Source organism: Nonomuraea sp. NPDC004186 (genome assembly GCF_053603495.1).
This window is the reverse complement of sequence record NZ_JBSGFQ010000127.1, coordinates 16914-34067: the sequence shown is the minus strand read 5'-3', so window position 1 is coordinate 34067 and position 17154 is coordinate 16914. Positions and strand designations below refer to the sequence as shown.

General features: G+C 71.8%; 20 protein-coding genes. 8 read left to right on the top strand and 12 right to left on the bottom strand.

The annotated features are described in order from the left end of the window. Window positions 1-76: 76 nt before the first annotated feature. Window positions 77-1249 (bottom strand): CehA/McbA family metallohydrolase, encoded by a 1173-nt coding sequence (locus ACWEPL_RS54800; protein ID WP_452441271.1) that lies wholly within the window; start codon window positions 1247-1249, stop codon window positions 77-79. 217 nt (window positions 1250-1466) lie between these two features. On the opposite strand from ACWEPL_RS54800, the gene ACWEPL_RS54795 reads away from it, so the two are divergent. From ACWEPL_RS54795 to ACWEPL_RS54785, 3 genes are read left to right on the top strand one after another with little or no spacing between them, the layout of a single operon-like run. Further along, window positions 1467-1805 carry an ArsR/SmtB family transcription factor gene (locus ACWEPL_RS54795; RefSeq protein WP_363964090.1) on the top strand — a complete coding sequence of 113 codons (339 nt, stop codon included), beginning with the start codon at window positions 1467-1469 and terminating at the stop codon, window positions 1803-1805. Further along, window positions 1802-2272, top strand: a complete 471-nt coding sequence (locus tag ACWEPL_RS54790; RefSeq protein ID WP_363964092.1) for an SRPBCC domain-containing protein — start codon at window positions 1802-1804, stop codon at window positions 2270-2272. Before ACWEPL_RS54795 ends, ACWEPL_RS54790 begins: the two co-directional genes overlap by 4 nt. Further along, on the top strand, window positions 2269-2895 hold the full coding sequence (locus ACWEPL_RS54785) for a dihydrofolate reductase family protein (RefSeq protein ID WP_452441270.1): 627 nt from the start codon (window positions 2269-2271) through the stop codon (window positions 2893-2895). The genes ACWEPL_RS54790 and ACWEPL_RS54785 overlap by 4 nt, the downstream gene beginning before the upstream one ends. Window positions 2896-2901: 6 nt before the next feature. Here ACWEPL_RS54785 and ACWEPL_RS54780 read toward each other — a convergent pair whose 3' ends face one another. Then, entirely contained in the window at window positions 2902-3075 is a 174-nt protein-coding gene (locus ACWEPL_RS54780) for a hypothetical protein (protein ID WP_357727966.1), read from the bottom strand. Between the two features lie 25 nt (window positions 3076-3100). Here ACWEPL_RS54780 and ACWEPL_RS54775 point away from each other — a divergent pair, with 25 nt between their 5' ends. From ACWEPL_RS54775 to ACWEPL_RS54765, 3 genes are all read left to right on the top strand, one after another. After that, entirely contained in the window at window positions 3101-3622 is a 522-nt protein-coding gene (locus ACWEPL_RS54775; RefSeq protein WP_350726648.1) for a CGNR zinc finger domain-containing protein, read from the top strand. 229 nt (window positions 3623-3851) lie between these two features. Continuing rightward, on the top strand, window positions 3852-5516 hold the full coding sequence (locus tag ACWEPL_RS54770) for an ABC-F family ATP-binding cassette domain-containing protein (RefSeq protein ID WP_452441269.1): 1665 nt from the start codon (window positions 3852-3854) through the stop codon (window positions 5514-5516). Between the two features lie 37 nt (window positions 5517-5553). Beyond that, window positions 5554-6537 (top strand): hypothetical protein, encoded by a 984-nt coding sequence (locus ACWEPL_RS54765; protein WP_363964097.1) that lies wholly within the window; start codon window positions 5554-5556, stop codon window positions 6535-6537. An 86-nt stretch (window positions 6538-6623) separates the two neighbouring features. Here the strand turns inward: ACWEPL_RS54765 and ACWEPL_RS54760 are convergent, their stop codons facing one another. Further along, window positions 6624-6884, bottom strand: a complete 261-nt coding sequence (locus ACWEPL_RS54760) for a TFIIB-type zinc ribbon-containing protein (RefSeq protein ID WP_350726654.1) — start codon at window positions 6882-6884, stop codon at window positions 6624-6626. Window positions 6885-6943: 59 nt separating this feature from the next. Beyond that, window positions 6944-7798 (bottom strand): phosphotransferase, encoded by an 855-nt coding sequence (locus ACWEPL_RS54755; RefSeq protein ID WP_350726656.1) that lies wholly within the window; start codon window positions 7796-7798, stop codon window positions 6944-6946. Between the two features lie 18 nt (window positions 7799-7816). On the opposite strand from ACWEPL_RS54755, the gene ACWEPL_RS54750 reads away from it, so the two are divergent. After that, window positions 7817-8701, top strand: a complete 885-nt coding sequence (locus tag ACWEPL_RS54750) for a TIGR03619 family F420-dependent LLM class oxidoreductase (RefSeq protein WP_452441268.1) — start codon at window positions 7817-7819, stop codon at window positions 8699-8701. On the opposite strand, the gene ACWEPL_RS54745 is transcribed toward ACWEPL_RS54750, so the two are convergent. From ACWEPL_RS54745 to murQ, 3 genes are read right to left on the bottom strand one after another with little or no spacing between them, the layout of a single operon-like run. After that, on the bottom strand, window positions 8698-9081 hold the full coding sequence (locus ACWEPL_RS54745; protein WP_350726660.1) for a VOC family protein: 384 nt from the start codon (window positions 9079-9081) through the stop codon (window positions 8698-8700). The genes ACWEPL_RS54750 and ACWEPL_RS54745 overlap by 4 nt on opposite strands. A 9-nt stretch (window positions 9082-9090) precedes the next feature. Next, window positions 9091-10197, bottom strand: coding sequence for a serine hydrolase domain-containing protein (locus ACWEPL_RS54740; protein ID WP_452441267.1), 1107 nt, complete (start codon window positions 10195-10197; stop codon window positions 9091-9093). Window positions 10198-10208: 11 nt separating this feature from the next. Beyond that, window positions 10209-11108 carry an N-acetylmuramic acid 6-phosphate etherase gene (gene murQ, locus ACWEPL_RS54735; RefSeq protein WP_350726664.1) on the bottom strand — a complete coding sequence of 300 codons (900 nt, stop codon included), beginning with the start codon at window positions 11106-11108 and terminating at the stop codon, window positions 10209-10211. A 49-nt stretch (window positions 11109-11157) separates the two neighbouring features. Between murQ and ACWEPL_RS54730 the strand changes: the two genes are divergently transcribed. Continuing rightward, entirely contained in the window at window positions 11158-12279 is a 1122-nt protein-coding gene (locus ACWEPL_RS54730) for an exo-beta-N-acetylmuramidase NamZ family protein (RefSeq protein WP_350726665.1), read from the top strand. A gap of 2 nt (window positions 12280-12281) precedes the next feature. On the opposite strand, the gene ACWEPL_RS54725 is transcribed toward ACWEPL_RS54730, so the two are convergent. The 5 genes from ACWEPL_RS54725 to ACWEPL_RS54705 are packed head-to-tail and all read right to left on the bottom strand — an operon-like array spanning window position 12282 to window position 17152. Beyond that, window positions 12282-13181, bottom strand: a complete 900-nt coding sequence (locus ACWEPL_RS54725; RefSeq protein WP_449892054.1) for a GNAT family N-acetyltransferase — start codon at window positions 13179-13181, stop codon at window positions 12282-12284. Then, complete coding sequence (locus tag ACWEPL_RS54720; protein WP_363964106.1) at window positions 13181-14191, bottom strand: ABC transporter ATP-binding protein; 1011 nt, start codon at window positions 14189-14191, stop codon at window positions 13181-13183. The genes ACWEPL_RS54725 and ACWEPL_RS54720 overlap by 1 nt, the downstream gene beginning before the upstream one ends. After that, window positions 14188-15243: an ABC transporter ATP-binding protein gene (locus ACWEPL_RS54715; protein ID WP_363964108.1), complete on the bottom strand. Its 1056-nt coding sequence runs from the start codon at window positions 15241-15243 to the stop codon at window positions 14188-14190. The genes ACWEPL_RS54720 and ACWEPL_RS54715 overlap by 4 nt, the downstream gene beginning before the upstream one ends. Window positions 15244-15245: 2 nt before the next feature. Continuing rightward, window positions 15246-16145, bottom strand: a complete 900-nt coding sequence (locus tag ACWEPL_RS54710) for an ABC transporter permease (protein WP_363964110.1) — start codon at window positions 16143-16145, stop codon at window positions 15246-15248. Further along, window positions 16142-17152: an ABC transporter permease gene (locus ACWEPL_RS54705; protein WP_363964112.1), complete on the bottom strand. Its 1011-nt coding sequence runs from the start codon at window positions 17150-17152 to the stop codon at window positions 16142-16144. Before ACWEPL_RS54705 ends, ACWEPL_RS54710 begins: the two co-directional genes overlap by 4 nt. Between the last annotated feature and the right edge of the window lie 2 nt (window positions 17153-17154).

Genomic DNA, 17154 nt, shown 5'->3' with positions numbered 1-17154 from the left:
GGGACTATGGGATTGCTTTTCTTGACGCTTTCCGTGTCTGCGTTCAGGCTTCCGCTGTGTGCCACGTCCCGGCACATCAGGACACTGGGAGGGGCCAGGGGCCGGTGGTGGCGAACGTCCGGCCCGCGCGTACGGCCGCCGCGAACGACCTGGCGGTCAGCGCGCCCTCGACCTGGGCGTAGACGCGAGCCCAGCCGGGCGGGTTCGACTGGTTGTCGGAACGGGTGAAGGAGATCATCGAGTCCGTGCCCGCGGTCACCGCGAGCCGGTTGCCCGCGCCGATCAGCCGCCGGTACACCGCCGCCGTGGACGGGATCGAGGCGTGCGCGAGCACGTCGAGGCTGTCCACGAGCCCGAGCGCGACGTCGGCGACCAGCTCCCTGGCGGAGCAGTCGCGCCACATGTGCGACACGATGTCCTGGGGCGGGTCGCCGTCGGCGATCGGCGTGCGGAAGGGATGGCTGTAGCCGACGAGCGCGCCGAGCCCGCGCAGCTCCCGCAGCCCGTCGGCGTTGGGCGGCCAGTCGGCGTCCCCCGCGAACCCGGTGTGGAAGCGGCCGGGCGCGGCGCGCGGCGCGAACGCGTAGACGTGGCCGAGCAGGTCGTTGCGGTATTCGACGCCCATCCTGGCCACGTGCGTGGCGTCGGACCACGGCAGGTCCACGTCCGTCCAGTGCTCCAGCGCCTCGCGGTCATAGCCGCGCCTGCCGGAGATGTTGCCTGCCAGGAGGTTGAGCACGTGCAGGTCCTCGCCGTGCTGTGCGGCGGCGGTGTCTGCGGGCGCTCCCACCAGGTCTCCCGCCCAGTTGAGGTGCACGTGCATGTCGCCGCCGTACCAGCCGCGCGCGGCCGCGTCGTAGACGCGCCGCGGGGCGAGCTCGACCAGGCGCTCCTCGCCCGGCCGCGGTTCGAGCTCCAGCCTGGCCTCGCCGTACTCCATGCCTCTGGCGACCGTGATCGTCAGGGGCACGCAGGGGACCTCCAGGACGATGTCGTCGCCGTGGAAGTAGGGGCGGCCGTGGTAGTCGTACCGGCTGGGGGTGTCGCGCGGGAACCAGCCGCTGCCGTCCTCGCTCGTCACGCTCCACCGGCACGGCATCCCCGCCACCAGCCGCAGCCTGGCGGCCTGGGCGGGGCGCAGGAGGGTGTCCAGCTCGATGCGCACGCCGTCCACCATGACCGAGCTGCCGTGATCCACCTCCAGCAGCGCGCCCGCCACGCTTTCGGGCAGCACCGGCTCTGCACGCATACGCACCCCTCCCTGTCGCTCGCGCGTCATCGTGACATGGGCCACGAAAGGCGAGCTCTTGAGAGAAGTGCCAGGGATCGGAAACCTTGTCCTGGGGAGAAGATCTGTACTTCCGAGTATTCGCTCAGGCGTACTGAACCGTCCTGATCGGCAATCGTTGTGAATCTCGATACTTAGCCCTTGCGCTAACTATTGCGGGGTGGCCATACTTAGCCGCATGGCACAGTATTCGGCGGAGCTCGACGGGGTGTTCGTCGCGCTCGCCGACCCGACCCGGCGCGCCGTCGTCCGGCGTCTCGGCCGCGGGCCCGTGAGCGTCGGCGACCTCGCCCGCGACTTCCCGATGACCCTCCCCTCGTTCATGAAGCACGTGCGGACGCTCGAATCGAACGGGCTCATCCGCACGCTCAAGTCCGGCCGGGTGCGCACCTGCGTGCTCAACCGCGAGCGGCTCGCCCTGGTCGACGATTGGCTCGCCGAGCAGCGCCGGATCTGGGAGGAACGCACCGACCGCCTCGAACAGCTCGTCGCCTTCCTGGAGGAGAACCCGCAGTGAATCCCGATCTCGACCTTGCCCTGGAGCGGATCATCCGCGCCCCGCGCGCGACCGTGTGGAGGGCCTGGACGGACCCGTCCCGGCTCGAGCGGTGGTGGGTCCCGGCTCCGTACCGCTGCCGGGTGGACCGCCTGGACCTGCGGCCCGGCGGGGCGTTCGTGACGCGGCTGAGCGACGGCGGGGCCGAGTTCGGCCCGCACATGGACGCGTGCTTCCTCGCCGTGGACGAGCTCGAGCGGATCGTGTTCACCAACGCGATCGACAGCGCGTGGCGTCCCGCGAGCCCCGCCCCGGTCGCGATCACCGCCACGATCACGCTCAACGATCACCCGGACGGCACGGACTACCGGATCGTCGTCCGGCACGGCGACCCGGAGGCCCGCGCCCATCACGAGAAGCTCGGCTTCGCCGACGGCTGGGGGACGGTCACCGCCCAGCTGTCCGCTCTCAGCGAGGGCGGGCCATGAAGATCGCTCTCACCGAGTTCCTCACCCTCGACGGGGTCAGCCAGGGACCCGGCTCGCCGGAGGAGGACACCGGCGGCGGATTCACCCGTGGTGGCTGGCTCGTTCCCCACATGGACGGGACGTTCGTCCAGCGCGCCTCCGACTGGCTCGACCTCGCCGACGGCCTGCTGCTCGGACGGCGCACCTACGAGGCGTTCGCACGCGACTGGCCGGAGATCACCGACCCGGCCGACCCGTTCACCGGGCGGATGAACACCCTGCCGAAGTACGTCGTGACGAACACCCTCACCGAAGGGACCTGGTACCCCACGACCATCCTCAACGGCGACCCGGTCCACACGGTCGCCGAACTCAAGGCACGGCCGGGCCGCGAGCTCCAGATCCACGGCAGCGCCCGCCTCGGCGACTCGCTGCTGGCGGCGGGCCTGATCGACACGCTCCGCCTCGTGATCGCCCCCGCCGTCGTCCGGACCGGCCGGCGGCTGCTGACCGGCGTGGGCGCCCCGTCCGGCCTCCGCCTGCTCCACCACGAGGCCACGCCGAACGGCCTGCTGCTCCTGGAGTACGAGGTGACCGGCCAGGCGCGCCAAGGCGCCTACGAGGGCGTCGCCGCCTTCGCCTGAGCGGCGCTACCGGGAGGCGGCGCGAGGACGGTCGCGGGGCGGGACGGTGGCGACCGTGCCCGAGGTGCGCACCTCCCACACGCCGCAGGCACACCGCAGGTAGGAGACCGTGCCCTCGGAGGTGCGGTGGGAGGAGACGACGGCCAGGGCCAGAGGGTCGTGCAGGTGTCCGGAGTGCATGCTTCCAATCTGCTGTAATGGCCTTATGCATTTCAACGCTTACGGTGGCAACGGGGCGGCCCTCGCGGCGGAGCTGGTGAACGCGACCGACTTCAGCCCCGAGGCGGTCGAGGCGATGCTGACCGAGCACCGCCTGGTTCGCACCGTCGTCACGGCCGAGCAGGCCGAGGAGCTGCGGGTGTGGGCGGGGCGGCTGTCGCCGGTGTTCGGGGAGCGGGACCAGGACACGCAGATCAAGCTGATCAACGATCTGCTCGACGTCACCGCGTCCAAGCCGTACGTCAGCGCGCACGACGGGCGCGAGCCGCACCTGCACTTCTTCGACCCCAGCGCGGACGTCGTGTCCAGGGCGAAGGACACCACGGCCGGCGGGCTGGCCATGGCCATGTCGTTCGCGGGCAGGCACCGGCTGGGGCGGTGCGACCGCGACGGGTGCGAGATCGTCTTCGTCGACACCTCCCGCAACGGGCGGCGCCGGTTCTGCTCTCCCGCCTGCGCCAACCGGGTCAACGTCGCGGCGCATCGGGCGCGTGGCCTTGCGGGGTGATCGAGGCGTCGCATACTCTTTGGACGTCTTATCGCCGAGCCCTGGGGGCAGCTGACGTGAGGATCTGAGGTCGCGGGCACCGCGCCGTTCCGCCCTGTCGTGGGCATGCGCGCACACCTGGACCTCGTGGCGATCCTCGTCGTCCCGAATCCTCTGCTTGTGTTGCGCGCGTTTGCGGTGATTTCCCGCCAAGTCACGAAATTTCGATCTTTGTGACGGGAGCCGCCTTATGTCTTTTTCCATTGTTGTAGATCACGTGTCCTTCGGCTGGCCGGACGGCACCAAGGTGCTCGACGGGCTCGACGCCGCGTTCCCCGCGGGGCGCACCGGGCTCATCGGGACCAACGGGTCGGGCAAGTCCACCCTGCTGAAGGTCATCGCGGGGGAGCTGGCCCCCCGGCCCGGATCCGTGTCCGTCTCCGGCGAGATCGGATACCTGCCGCAGAACGTCCCGCTGGGCGCCGGCCGTACCGTGTCGGACCTGCTGGAGATCAGCGCGACGCGGGCGGCGCTGCACGCCATCGAGAGCGGGGACGTGGCCGAGGAGCACTTCGCGGCCGTCGGCGACGACTGGGACGTCGAGGAACGCGCCCGCGCGGAGCTCGACCGGCTCGGGCTGGACCACGTCGGGCTGGACCGCACGGTCGGCACGCTGTCCGGCGGCGAGACCATCATGGTCGCGCTCGCCGCCCAGCTGCTGAAACGGCCCGAGGTGCTGCTGCTCGACGAGCCCACCAACAACCTCGACCTCGACGCGCGAGAGCGGCTCTACGCCGCGGTCGCCGCCTGGTCGGGCGTGCTGGTGGTGGTCAGCCACGATCGCGCGCTGCTGGAGCTGGTGGACCAGATCGCCGAGCTGCGCGACGGCGCCGTGCGCATGTACGGAGGCAACCTGAGCGCCTACGAGGAGCAGGTCGCCGCCGAGCAGGAGGCCGCCCAGCGGATGGTACGGACCGCGGAAGGCGAGATCCGCCGCCAGCAGCGGGAGCTCATCGACGCCCGCACCCGGATCGACCGCAGCCAGCGGGCCGGCCGGAAGGCGTTCGAGAACAAGAAGGCGCCGAAGATCGTCGCCAACGCGCTCAAACGGAAGGCCCAGGTGACGGCGGGCAAGCAGCGCAACCTGGCCATCGAGAAGCTGGAGGAGGCGCGGGGGCGGCTGACGGAGGCCGAGCAGGCGGTGCGGGACGACGCGGAGATCCGCATCCAGCTGCCGGGCACCGAGGTCCCGGCGGGCCGCACGGTCCTGACCCTTCCCCTCGTCCCGCCCCCGGGCCACGGCACTCCCGAAGCCGGCGCCTCCGAACGGCGTCGCGTGCCGGGGGACCACGAGGTCGGCGAGGACGAAGTGGAGGGCGATGTGCGCGGCGCGCTGCTGGAGACGCTGGTGGTGCGCGGTCCCGAGCGGATCGCGTTGCTGGGCCCCAACGGCTCCGGCAAGACCACGCTGCTCAAGCGGATCGTCGAGCACGGCGCCCATGTCCCGGTGCGCTACCTGCCGCAGCGCCTCGACCTCCTGGACGACGCGCTGAGCGTGGTGGACAACGTGCGGGCCGTGGCCCCGTCCGCCTCCGTGAACGACGTCCGGGCACGCCTGGCGCGCTTCCTGTTCAGGGGCGAGCGGGCCAACCAGGCCGCCGGCACGCTGTCGGGTGGCGAGCGCTTCCGGGCGACGCTGGCCGCGCTCCTGTCGGCCGAGCCGCCGCCCCAGCTGCTCCTGCTCGACGAGCCGACGAACAACCTGGACATGGCCAGCGTCCGCGAGCTCTCCCAGGCGCTGAACGCGTACCAGGGGGCGCTCGTCGTGGCCAGCCACGACGTGCCGTTCCTGGAGACGATCGGGATCACCCGGTGGCTGCGACAAGATCGCAATGCCGGACTGTCCGAATCCTGATTGACGGGCAGGGATCAACCGGACGATAGTGTGACAGGTGGCTGGACCCCGGTTGATCTCCTGCGTTCTCGCCCTGGCAACCCTCACGCTCAGCGCGTGCTCCTCGGCGTTACCGTCCCCGACCGGAGGCGAGCCGAAGGTCAGCGGGGTGGCCGGCGGCAACGGCGGCGGCGTGCCCGCCGGCGGCGGCACGGCGGCGCAAACCCCGAGCCCGGCCGCGCTCACGGCCGAGGCCTACAAGAGCGAGCTCCAGAGCAGGCACAAGTCGATGGCGGACGCCATCAGCGCCCTGGCCGGCGCGCGCGGGGTCAAGGCCCTGGACCAGCGCGTCGGCCGCGCTGAGCAGGCGCTGAGCGGGGCGGCGGACGCGCTGGCCGCCATCACCCCACCCGACGCCGTACGGCCCCAGCACGACGCGTACGTGGCCAGCCTGCGCGACTTCGCCGGCGAGCTCGGCTCCACGGCGGGCAAGGTCGGCGCGCGGAACCTGTGCACGTCCTCGGCCGTCCTCATCGACCTCGACGCCAAGCTGGCCGCGCTCGACAAGGCGGGTGCGGCCCTGCAGAGCGCCGGCGACTATCCGGCCGACGTCGTGAGCGTGAAGGCCGGCAAGAAGCAGACCAGGCGGCTGAAGAACGGCTCGTTCATCAAGAGGGCCACCTTCAACGGCCGCAGCTCGCTGGAGATCGACAACGGCGGCACCCGCGACTCCGTGGTGACCATCATGAAGGGCGGGAGCAAGTCCTTCAGCGTGTACGTGCGCAAGAACGCCAAGTTCAAGGTCAAGGGCGTGCGCGACGGCAGCTACAAGGTCTACTTCACGCACGGCGTGGACTGGGACGGCAAGAGCAAGTCGTTCACGCGTAACTGCAGCTTCGAGAGGTTCCAGAAGTCGGTGAAGTTCAAGACGACGTTCACCGCCACGCAGATCCGCTGGCACGACTGGCGGATCACGCTGCACGCGATCGCGGGCGGCAACGCCCGCACCTCCCCCGTGGACCCCGACGACTTCCCGGGCTGACCCGCGGATCCGGACCGCGGAACGCGCGAAGGCCGCACACCCCCACCGGTGCGCGGCCCTCGTCGCGATCAGGTCGAGAGTCGCGATCAGGTCGAGAACAGCATGCCCACCCAGCTGCGCTGCCGGTGGTGGTGGCCGCCGTAGTGGCCGCCGCCGTGCGGGGCGCCCCAGGCCGGGCCGGGGGCGGGGGGCGGCGGGGGAGAGGTGTGGTACTGAGTCTCCATCCGGGTCAGCGTCTCGAGCTCGCCGTAGTCGAGGAAGATCCCGCGGCAGTTGTCGCACTGCTCGATGTGAACGCCGTTGCGCTCATAGGTCCGCATGTTCCCGCGGCACTTGGGGCACTGCATCTACGTCGCTCTCCTTGGCTTCGAGGTCTCAGGGTTGAAACCTACCGCGCGCAACCCCGTCACGCTCGGACGATTCTGTTGCACGACTCAACCAACGAATGCTCGACCTCGTCCAGTTCCCGGCCCTCGCGCTCGGCGTTGACCACGGCCACCGCGGCCAGCTGAACGGTCAGCGCCCTGGCCGGCACGTCGAGCCGCCGCCAAGGGTCGTCGCCCCGGCCGAGCGCGGGCCCGCCGGAGGCCAGGTAGGCCCCCAGGAACCGCTCCCAGACGGCCGGGTCGAGCAGCCCGGCGGCGTACCAGGCGGCCGGCCTGGCCAGGTCCCACGCCGGGTCGCCGACGCCCAGGTCGTCGACGTCGATGAGCAGCCAGTCGTCGCGGTGGACGAGCTGGCCCAGATGCCAGTCGCCGTGCGTGAGCAGGCCGGGCAGCGGGTCGGGCTCGGGCAGCTCCTCGAAGGTCCGCCTGATGAGCTGCTCCACCGGGCCGTCGCCGGTCATCCGGCCCACCGCCCTGGCGGCCCGCGCGGGCCCGCCGGCGGCGGGAAGGCCGGGCAGCAGGGTGAGGGGGACGGCGTGCAGCCTGGCCAGCAGCCTGGCGCCCTCCTCCCAGGGCGCGGAGTCCGGGTCCTCCTGCGCGACCGGCCGGCCGGCGGGCCAGACCGTCACCGCGCGGCCCGCTACCGCCAGCACCTGGGGGTCGAGCGGGGCCAGCATCACCCCGGTCACCGCGGCCGACGCCGCGCCCCGCAACCGGATCCGCAACGACTCCACGTCGTCACGCTGCGAGTGGGCCTTGACCACGACCTCGCCTCTGCGTAACACCACGACGTCCGTACGCGTCGGATGCAGCACGGGCTCGCCCGTCCCCCCGTACGCCCCGGCGATCCCCGCCAGATCCTCCTCCAGACTCACTGCTACAGACTAGGGGTCATGAGGATCGGTTTCGCAGTGCCCCAGTCAGGCCCATGGGCGACCCCGGCGAACATGCGCCGCGTCGCCAGGCGGGCGGAGGAGCTCGGCTACGACGAGCTGTGGACGTTCCAGCGCCTGCTGTACCCGGTCGGGCACCCGATGGGGCCGACGTACCGCAGCGTGCACGACCCGCTGATCACGCTGGCCCACCTCGCGGGCGTGACGGAGCGGATCCGGCTCGGCGTGGCCGTCGTCAACGCGTACGTGCAGCCGGTCGTGCTGGCCAAGCAGCTGGCCACGCTCCAGACCGTGTCCGGCGGGCGGCTCACGGCGGGGCTCGGGCTGGGCTGGCTGCCGGAGGAGTTCGAGGCGGCGGGCGTCGGCATGGAGCGGCGGGGGCGCAGGGGCGAGGAGTTCGTCGAGGTGCTGCGCGAGGCCTGGACCGACGACGTGGTCGAGCACCGCGGCGAGTTCTACCGGGTGCCGCCGTCCCACATCGACCCCAAGCCCGTGCCGGGGCCGCCGCCGATCCTGCTGGGCGGCACCGCCGAGGTCGCGCTGCGCCGCGCCGCCCGGCTGGCCGACGGGTGGGTGAGCTCCAGCAGGGAGGACCTGTCCGCGATCGCCGCGCGGGTGGGGCTCATCAAGGAGACGCTGGCGGAGTCGGGGCGCGACGCGGCCGCGTTCCGGTTCGTCTGCCGCGGCGTCACGCAGGTCCGGGCGGCCGGCGACCGGCCCTTGACGGGCACGTACGACAAGATCAGGAGCGACGTGGACGCGCTGGCCGCCAGTGGCGTGACGGACGTCTTCCACGACCTCAACTTCGACCGCGAGTTCGTCACGCTCGACGCCGAGGAGGCGATGCGCCGGGCCGAGGAGGCGCTGGAGGCGCTGGCGCCCTAGCCCCAGCCGCCGTACGGGACCGTGATGATCTCCAGGTTGTGGCCGTTGGGGTCGGACCAGTAGAGGCCGCGGCCGCCGTCGTGGGTGTTGATCCGCTCCGGCTGCGTGTGGTGCGGATCGGCCCAGTACGTCAGGCCGCGGCTCTTGATCCGGTCCCAGATCTGGTCGAACTCCTCCTCGCCGACCAGGAACGCGTAATGCTGCGGCACCACGGCCTCACCCGCCTGGACGACGTCGAGCGAGACGTCGTTGCCGAGCGAGACGACGCGGAACGGTCCGTACACGGGCGCGGGCTCCAGGCCGAGGACGTCCACGAGGAACGCGGCGGTCTCGTCCCTGTCCTTCGCCTGCACGATGGTGTGGTTCAGCTGGACGGACATACCTGCAGGCTACGTCAGGGGCTGGAGCTCGCGCAGTCGCAGCGCCTCCCCGGCCACCGCGTGGCGCAGCTCGCGGATGCCGTCCCGCCCGCGTACGGGGTGGACGGCGTTCGTCAGCAGCACCACGGTCAGCCCGCGGGCGGGATCGACCACCAGCGAGGTTCCGGTGAAGCCGGAATGCCCGAAGGCGCCGGTCAGAGGCCCCACGATGGCCGGGTCGCCGATCCGCACGCCCAGCCCGTGCCGGAAGGCGGCCCCTTCGGCGCCCTGGTCGCGCAGCATCTCGGCCACGCTCCCCGGGCGCAGTACGGCCCCGCCCTGCCGGATTGCGCCCAGCCGCAGCGCCTCGCCGAAGGCCAGCAGGTCCCCGGCCGTGGCGAACAGCCCCGCGTGCCCCGCCACGCCGCCCAGCGCGTACGCCGTCTCGTCGTGGACCTCCCCGCGCACGCAGCCCGGCCCGGTCCGCTCCGGCTTCCACTCGGTGGCGGCGACCCGCGCAAAAGCGGCCTGCGCAAGGGGGGCGGCCCGCGACGGCGCGGCGGGCCGGTAGCCGGTGTCGGGCAGGCCGAGCACGTCCGTGACCCGGGCGCGGACCAGCGCGTCGAGCGGCGCGCCGCCCGCCAGCTCGGCGACCCGGCCGGCGATGACCAGGCCGACGTCGCTGTAGAGGTACGGGCCGCCGACCGGATGGGCGATCGGCGTGCGCAGCATGGCCTCCATGCGTTCGGAGGCGTCCGCGCCCGGCAGCTCCAGGTCGATGCGGCGGGTCGGGGGCAGGCCCGCCGTGTGCGTGAGCAGGCGGCGCGGCGTGACCCTCGGGTCGTGCCCCGGTATCCAGGCGGCCACCGGCTCGTCCAGGCCGATCGCGCCCTCCTCGGCCAGCGAGAGCAGCACGGCCGTGGTGAAGAGCTTGCTGATCGAGGCCAGGTCGAAGATCGAGTCGCGGCCGGCGGGCGGGCGCTCCGCGGCCAGGGTCCCCTCGGCGTCGGCGTAGCGTACGAGCTCGCCGGTGGCGGCCGCGGCGGCCACGGAGCCGTCCACGGCGATCAGCGCGACCGCGGCGGCGCACACGCGCGGCACCGCGCCCGCCAGGACCGCCCCCAGCCGGTCGGTCATCCCCGTTCCCCTCAGCCGCTCAGCGCGTCGCTGAGGCGCTCCCCGTGTGACTCCAGCAGCGCTCGTGCCCCCTCCGCGTCGAGCCCGTGCTGGATCATCAGCACGGCGATCTTCGCCTGCCCGCCGGCCGCGTCCAGCGCGGTCTCGGCCGTCTCCAGGTCGGCGCCGGTGATGTCGCTGACCATGCGCAGCGCGCGCCCGGCCAGCTTGTTGTTCATCGCCGACATCTCGATCATCTTGTTGCCGTAGGTACGGCCGAGCTTGACCATTGAGATCGTGGAGATCATGTTGAGCACGAGCTTCTGGGCCGTGCCCGCCTTGAGCCGGGTCGAGCCGGTCACCACCTCGGGTCCCACGACCACCTCGATCGCGTGCTCGGCGGCGGCCGACAGCGGCGCGCCGTCGTTGCACGACAGGCCGACGGTGAGCGCGCCCCGGGAGGCCGCCTCCGCCAGCGCGCCCAGGACGAAAGGAGCCCGGCCGCTGGCGGACACGCCCACCACCGAGTCGAGCGGTCCCACCTCCAGGTCCTTCAACGCGGCGGCGCCGGCCTCGGCGTCGTCCTCCGCCCCCTCGACCGATCGGGTGAGCGCCTCGGGCCCGCCGGCGATGATGCCCTGCACCAGCGACGGATCGGTGCCGAACGTGGGCGGGCACTCGCTGGCGTCGAGCACGGCCAGCCGCCCGGACGTGCCGGCCCCGACGTAAAGCAGCCTGCCGCCCTCTGCCATCCTGGCGGAGATCGCGTCGACGGCGGCCGAGATCGCCGGGATGACCACCGCGACGGCGGCGGGCACGGCGGCGTCGGCCTGGTTCATGAGCCGGGCGATCTGCTCGGTCGGCAGCCGGTCGATCTGGCTGTAGCGGGGATCGCTCTGCTCGGTGGACAGCTCGGGTAGCGGATCAATCATGACGCTAATTTCCACCCTCTCCTTCACACTTGTAAATATCTTTCAGACAATGGCTTTCATGCCATACGTACGCATCGGAGCCGAACGGCTGGCCGTGGATACCGCCCTCGCGGGCGGAACCCGCCTCGGCCTGATCACGAACCCCACCGGAGTCCTGCCCGATCTCACCCCCACCGCGGACGCGCTGCTGGCCGCAGGACTGAACCTGACGGCCCTGTTCGGCCCCGAGCACGGCATGCGCGGCACCGCCCAGGCGGCCGGCAGCGAGGCCGACACGGTGGACGAGAGGACCGGGCTGCCGGTCTTCGACACGCACAAGCTCGAGGGCGAGGCGCTCGACCGGACGATCGCGGGGTCGGGCGTGGACACGCTCGTGTTCGACATCGCCGACGTGGGCACGCGCTTCTACACCTACGTCTGGACGATGTACGACCTGATGGCGTCGGCCGCCCGGCTCGGGCTGAGGTTCGTGGTCCTGGACCGGCCCAACCCGCTCGGCGGGACCGTCCAGGAGGGGCCGGCGCTCGACCCGGCGTTCGCGAGCTTTGTGGGCCGCTTCCCGCTGCCCGTTCGGCACGGCAGGACGGCCGGGGAGCTGGCCACGCTGTTCGGGTTCGACGTGGAGCTGCGCGTGATCGAGATGGAGGGCTGGCGGCGCGACATGACCTTCGCCGAGACGGGGCTGCCGTGGGTGATGCCCTCGGTCAACATGCCGACCCCGGACACCGCGCTGGTCTACCCCGGCACGGGCCTCTTCGAGGGCACGAACTTCTCCGAGGGGCGCGGCACGACCAGGCCGTTCGAGCTGATCGGCGCCCCGTACGCCGACGAGCGGTTCGCCCCGGCGCTGGCCGCGCTGGACCTGCCGGGCGTGCGGTTCAGGGAGACGTGGTTCATGCCCACGTTCCACAAGCACGCGGGCGTCGCCGTGCGCGGCGTCCAGCTCCACGTGCACGACCGCGAGGCGTTCAGGCCCGTCCTGACGGGCCTGTCCATGCTGTACGCAGCCCGCACCCTCTACCCGGACGACCTGCGCTGGTGGGGCCCCGACCTCTTCATGGACCACCTGTGGGGCTCCGACACCCTGACCCGCTGCCTGGACGCCGGCGAGGACCCCCGGGGCCTGTGCCCGCCGCCGGGAAAGCCGGAAGGACGACTCATCTACGACTGACATCACACCAGATCGCGCCGGTAGAGCCAGAAGACGCGTTCCGCTCGCGCGCCCACGGCGTGCGAGTAGAACCGCAACGGCCCCACCCACCCGATCTGGGCGCTGGACTGTCCAGCGGCCCGCTGGTCGGCCAGGCACCTGCGCAGCAGCACCCGTCCGACGCCGAGCCCGCGGGCGTCCGGGGAGGTCCCCATGGGCCCGAACCAGCCCGGCCGGGCGCCCCAGGCGGCGAAGCCCAGGACGTGACCGTCGCGCTCGGCGTAGTGCAGGCCGGCCGCGTGGGCGGCCTCCCAGGCCCAGCGCTCGTTCCACTGCTCACGGACGAACGCGGCGACGTGCGCGCGGGCCGGGTGGTCCGCGGTGTCGCCGGCCGCGTGCACGCGCACGCCGGAGCGCTCCAGCCGCTCCAGGTCGTCCTCCACGGACAGGTCGGCGCTCAGGTCGGCCGTCATGTTCCAGGCGACGTCGTAGCGGTGGTAGCCGAGGCTCTCGGCCAGGCAGGCGGCCGCGGTGTAGCGGACGTCGATGCCCGGCCAGACGTAGCACGGCGGGTTGCCGGCGAAGCGCGACTGCCGCGCGCCCTGGCCCTTCAGCCATTCCTCGGCGGCCCGCACCAGCGCCCGCCCGCGCCCCTGTCCCTGCGCGGAGGGGTGCACGGCCAGCAGGTCGATGTGCCCCACCGCCGGATCCGTGCCCGACACGGACGCCATCACCACGCCGCCGTCGGTGGCCAGCGCGCTCCAGCGCCGCTCCGCGGGCGGGCGCGACAGGTAGCCGACCAGGCCGGCGGCCTCGGCGGCGTCCAGCGTCAGGGCGGCGGCGGCGACCTCGGCCGCCTCGGCTACCCCGGCCCCGTCAATGGATCCGGCGGCGGACGTGAAGGTCCGCACGGCGTGGGACATCACACCTCGCTCATCGGGCGGGCGATCACGCTGCGGCGCTCGGGGTAGAAGCACGCGTGCTCCTGCGGCACCCCTTCCGTCAGCTGCAGCAGCGGCCGCTCGCTCGTGCACCGCTCGCCCCTGAACGGGCAGCGGCGGGCGAACAGGCAGCCCTCGTCCGACTGGCTCTCATCCAGCGACTCCAGCGGCGTCACCGGCTGCTCGCCGGGCAGCTCCAGGCCGTGCAGCACCGGGATCGCCGACAGCAGAGACTGCGTGTACGGGTGCACGGGGTCGGCGATGACCGTGTCCACCGCGCCGCGCTCGACGACCTGGCCGCGGTAGATGACGTACAGCTCGCCGTCGTCGCCGATGTAGCGGGCCGTGGCCACGTCGTGCGTGATGAACAGCACGCTCACGCCGAGCCGCTCGCGCAGGTCCTTCAGCAGCGCCAGGATGCCCAGCCGCAGCGACACGTCGATCATGGAGACGGCCTCGTCGGCGACGAGCATCTCCGGGTCGACGGTCAGCGCGCGGGCGATGACCACGCGCTGCCGCATGCCGCCGGACAGCTGGTGCGGGTAGCGCGACAGCACGGTGCCCGGGTCGAGGCCGACCAGCGACAGCACCTCGGCCGCCCGCTCCTCGACCCACGACCGCGACCGCCCGGTCTGCCCGGCCCGCAGGGACAGCGGGGCGAACAGGGTCTGGTGGACGGTCCTGGTCGGGTTCAGGGCCGAGTACGGGTCCTGGTGGATCATCTGGATCTTGCGGAAGTGCGGCTGGCGCTGCTTCTGCTTGAGCGGCGACATGGAGACGCCGTCGATCAGGATCTCGCCCTCGTCGTACGTCTCCAGCCCGGCGATGATCCGGCCCAGCGTGGTCTTGCCGCACCCGGACTCGCCGATGAACGAGGCCGCGCCGCCCTTCGGGATCGCGAAGTCCACGCCGCGCAGCGCGCGCACCTCGCGGGCGCCGAGCATCTTTCCCCGCTGCTTGAACGTCTTGACGACGCCGGTCCCAGTGATCATGCGTGCTCCTTCACGTTCGCGGTCACGGCGTGGCAGGCCACGACCCGCGACCCGTCGGCGACCGCCAGCGGATCGACGGTGTCGCAGACGTCCATGCGCAGCGCGCAGCGCTCCCTGAACACGCACCCCTCCTTCGGCACGGTCGCCAGCGTCGGCGGCCGGCCGGGCAGCGCCCTGGCCTCGTCGATGTCGCCGACGAGCCGGGGGATGGCCTGGATCAGGCCCCTGGTGTACGGGTGCCGCGGCGCGCCGAGCACCTCCCTGGTGGGGCCCTGCTCGACCAGCCGCCCGCCGTACATGACGGCCAGCCGGTCGGCGACCTCGGCCACCACGCCGATGTCGTGCGTGATGACGAGGGTGGTGAGGCCGCGCTCCGCGTGCACCTCGCGGACGATCTTCAGGATGTTCGCCTGCGTGATCATGTCGAGGGCGGTCGTCGGCTCGTCCAGCACCACCAGGTGGGCGTTGAGGACCAGCGCCAGCATGATGCCGACCCGCTGCCGCATGCCGCCGGACAGCTCGTGCTGGTGCGAGTCGAGCACCCGGGCCCCGTCGAGGCCCATCCGCGACAGCAGCTCCTTGGCCTCGCGCACCAGGCCGCGCAGGTCCTCGACGCCGTGCGAGCGGCCCAGGTCGAGCAGTTGCTTGCCGACCGTCTTGAGCGGGTTCAGGGAGTTCTGGGCGGCCTGGAAGACGTACCCGATGTGCTTGCCCCTGGCCTTGCGCAGGTGCTCGCCCTTCAGGCCGACCACGTCGCCGAGCCCGTCGATCTCGACGCTGCCCGCCGAGATCCTGCCCGGGGGCTGGACGGCGTTGAGCAGCGACAGGGCCATCGTCGACTTGCCCGAACCGGACTCGCCGACGATGCCGGTGATCGAGCCCGGCTCCAGGGTCAGGTTGACGTCCCTGACGGCGGGCAGCTCGCCCGCGGGGGTCTTGTAGACGACCGTGAGGCCGTCGATGCGCACTCCCGGCGCTGTCTGAGTCAGGCGGCCTCCGGCCACCTGACTCGGAGCGCTGTATCCGATGGTGCCCTCGCTTCGCTCGGTCACGCCTACTCCTCTCGCAGCCGGGGGTTGAAGATCTCGTCCATGGCGTCCACCACGAGCACGATGGCCAGCGTCAGCAACAGGATCGCCAGCAGCGGCCCGATGAGGAAGCCCAGCGCGCTCGGCACCTGGAGCGCGCCGGAACGGAACACGGCCGTGTTGAGCATCTGCCCCCAGTTGTTCGACTCGTACGGCAGCACGCCCAGGAAGAACAGGCCGACCTGCGCGTAGACGCCGCCGGTGACCGCGATGAGCATGTTCATCGCGATGTACGGCGCCATGCTCGGCAGCAGCTCCTTGCCCACGATGTGCCTGGTGGGCAGTCCGAGCCCGCGCGCCGCCTCGATGAAGCCCCGCTCGCGCAGCGACAGCGTCTGCGAGCGCACCGCCCGCGCCACGCCGCCCCAGCCGAGCAGCCCCAGCACCAGGCCCATCTGGATCGCGCTGCTGAACTTCCACACCGTGGACAGCACCAGCAGCAGCGGCAGGCCGGGGATGGTCAGCTTCATGTCGGTGAGCCGCATGAGCACGTTGTCCCAGCGGCCCCGCTTGAAGCCGGAGAACAGCCCGATGCCGGTGCCCACGACCACGGTGATGACCGCGGTCACCAGGGCGGCCAGCAGCACGTACCGCGACCCGGTGACCACCAGGGCCACCACGTCCCGGCCCTGGTCGTCGGTGCCGAGCCAGTGCTCCCAGCTCGGCGGCTTGGTGATCTGGGTCGGGTCGAGGGGCAGCTGGGCGGGGTAGAACATCGGCCCGAACACGCCCATGAAGACGAACCCGAGCACGAGCACCACGCCCACCATGCGGCTGGGCTTGCGCTTCATCACCCGCCAGACGCCCGCCCAGAAGTTGCGGCGCATGGCGGCGCTGGTCGAAGAGCTCTCGAGCAGGACGCTCATGACGACACCTCCTCCCCGCTGCGGACCCGCGGGTCGATCGCGGAGTAGAACAGGTCGGCGACGATGTTCGCCACGATGATGGACACCGTGATCAGCAGGAACGCCCCGCCCATCAGCGCGTAGTCACGCATGGTGATGCTGTCGAGCAGCAACAGCCCGAGTCCCGGGTAGTTGAAGATCCGCTCGATGAACACCGCGCCGCCGAGCAGCAGGCCGAGCGACAGCGCGAGGATCGTGAACAGCGGCAGGATCGCGTTGCGCGCGATGTACCTGAAGATGATCGACCGCTTCATCCCGCGCAGCTCCGCCGCCAGGATGAAGTCGTCGCCGAGCACCGTCACCACGCTCGACTTCATCGCCAGGATCCATCCGCCGTAGGACGCCAGCGCGTACGTCAGCACCGGCAGCACCGCGTGCTGGGCCAGCGAGCCGATGTAGTCGGCGTTGAACCCGGGCTCGAACAGGATGTCCACGGGTCCGTCGCCCGGCAGGATCGGGATCAGCGTCGCGAAGACGGCGCTGAGCAGCAGCCCCAGCACGTACTGCGGGACGCCGTGCAGCAGCGACCCCGAGACGGCCAGGACGTCGCCGAGCTTGCCGGAGCGCTTGATGGCCGCGTAGACGCCCATCACGATGCCGACCAGGAAGCTGAGCAGCGTTCCCACCAGCACCGGTAGAACGGTCCACTTGGCCGCCTCGCCCAGCACCTGGGTGACCGGCGCGCCCGCGTGGGTGATCGACTGGCCCAGGTCGAAGCGGAGCAGGCCCGACATGTACTGGACGTACTGCTCCCACAGCGAACCCCTGGGCTGGAACCCGTAGAGCACGCGCGTCGCCTGCTCGGCTGCCTGCTGATCCATGCCCTGCTGGATCAGCTTCTGGACGTTCGCGGCCACCGGGTCGCCGGGAATGCTCCTGACGATGAAGAAGCTGATCGTGGCTACGACGAGGATCATGACGACCCCGCGGGCCAGGTGGCCCGCGAGTCGCCGTGCGATTACTACCATAG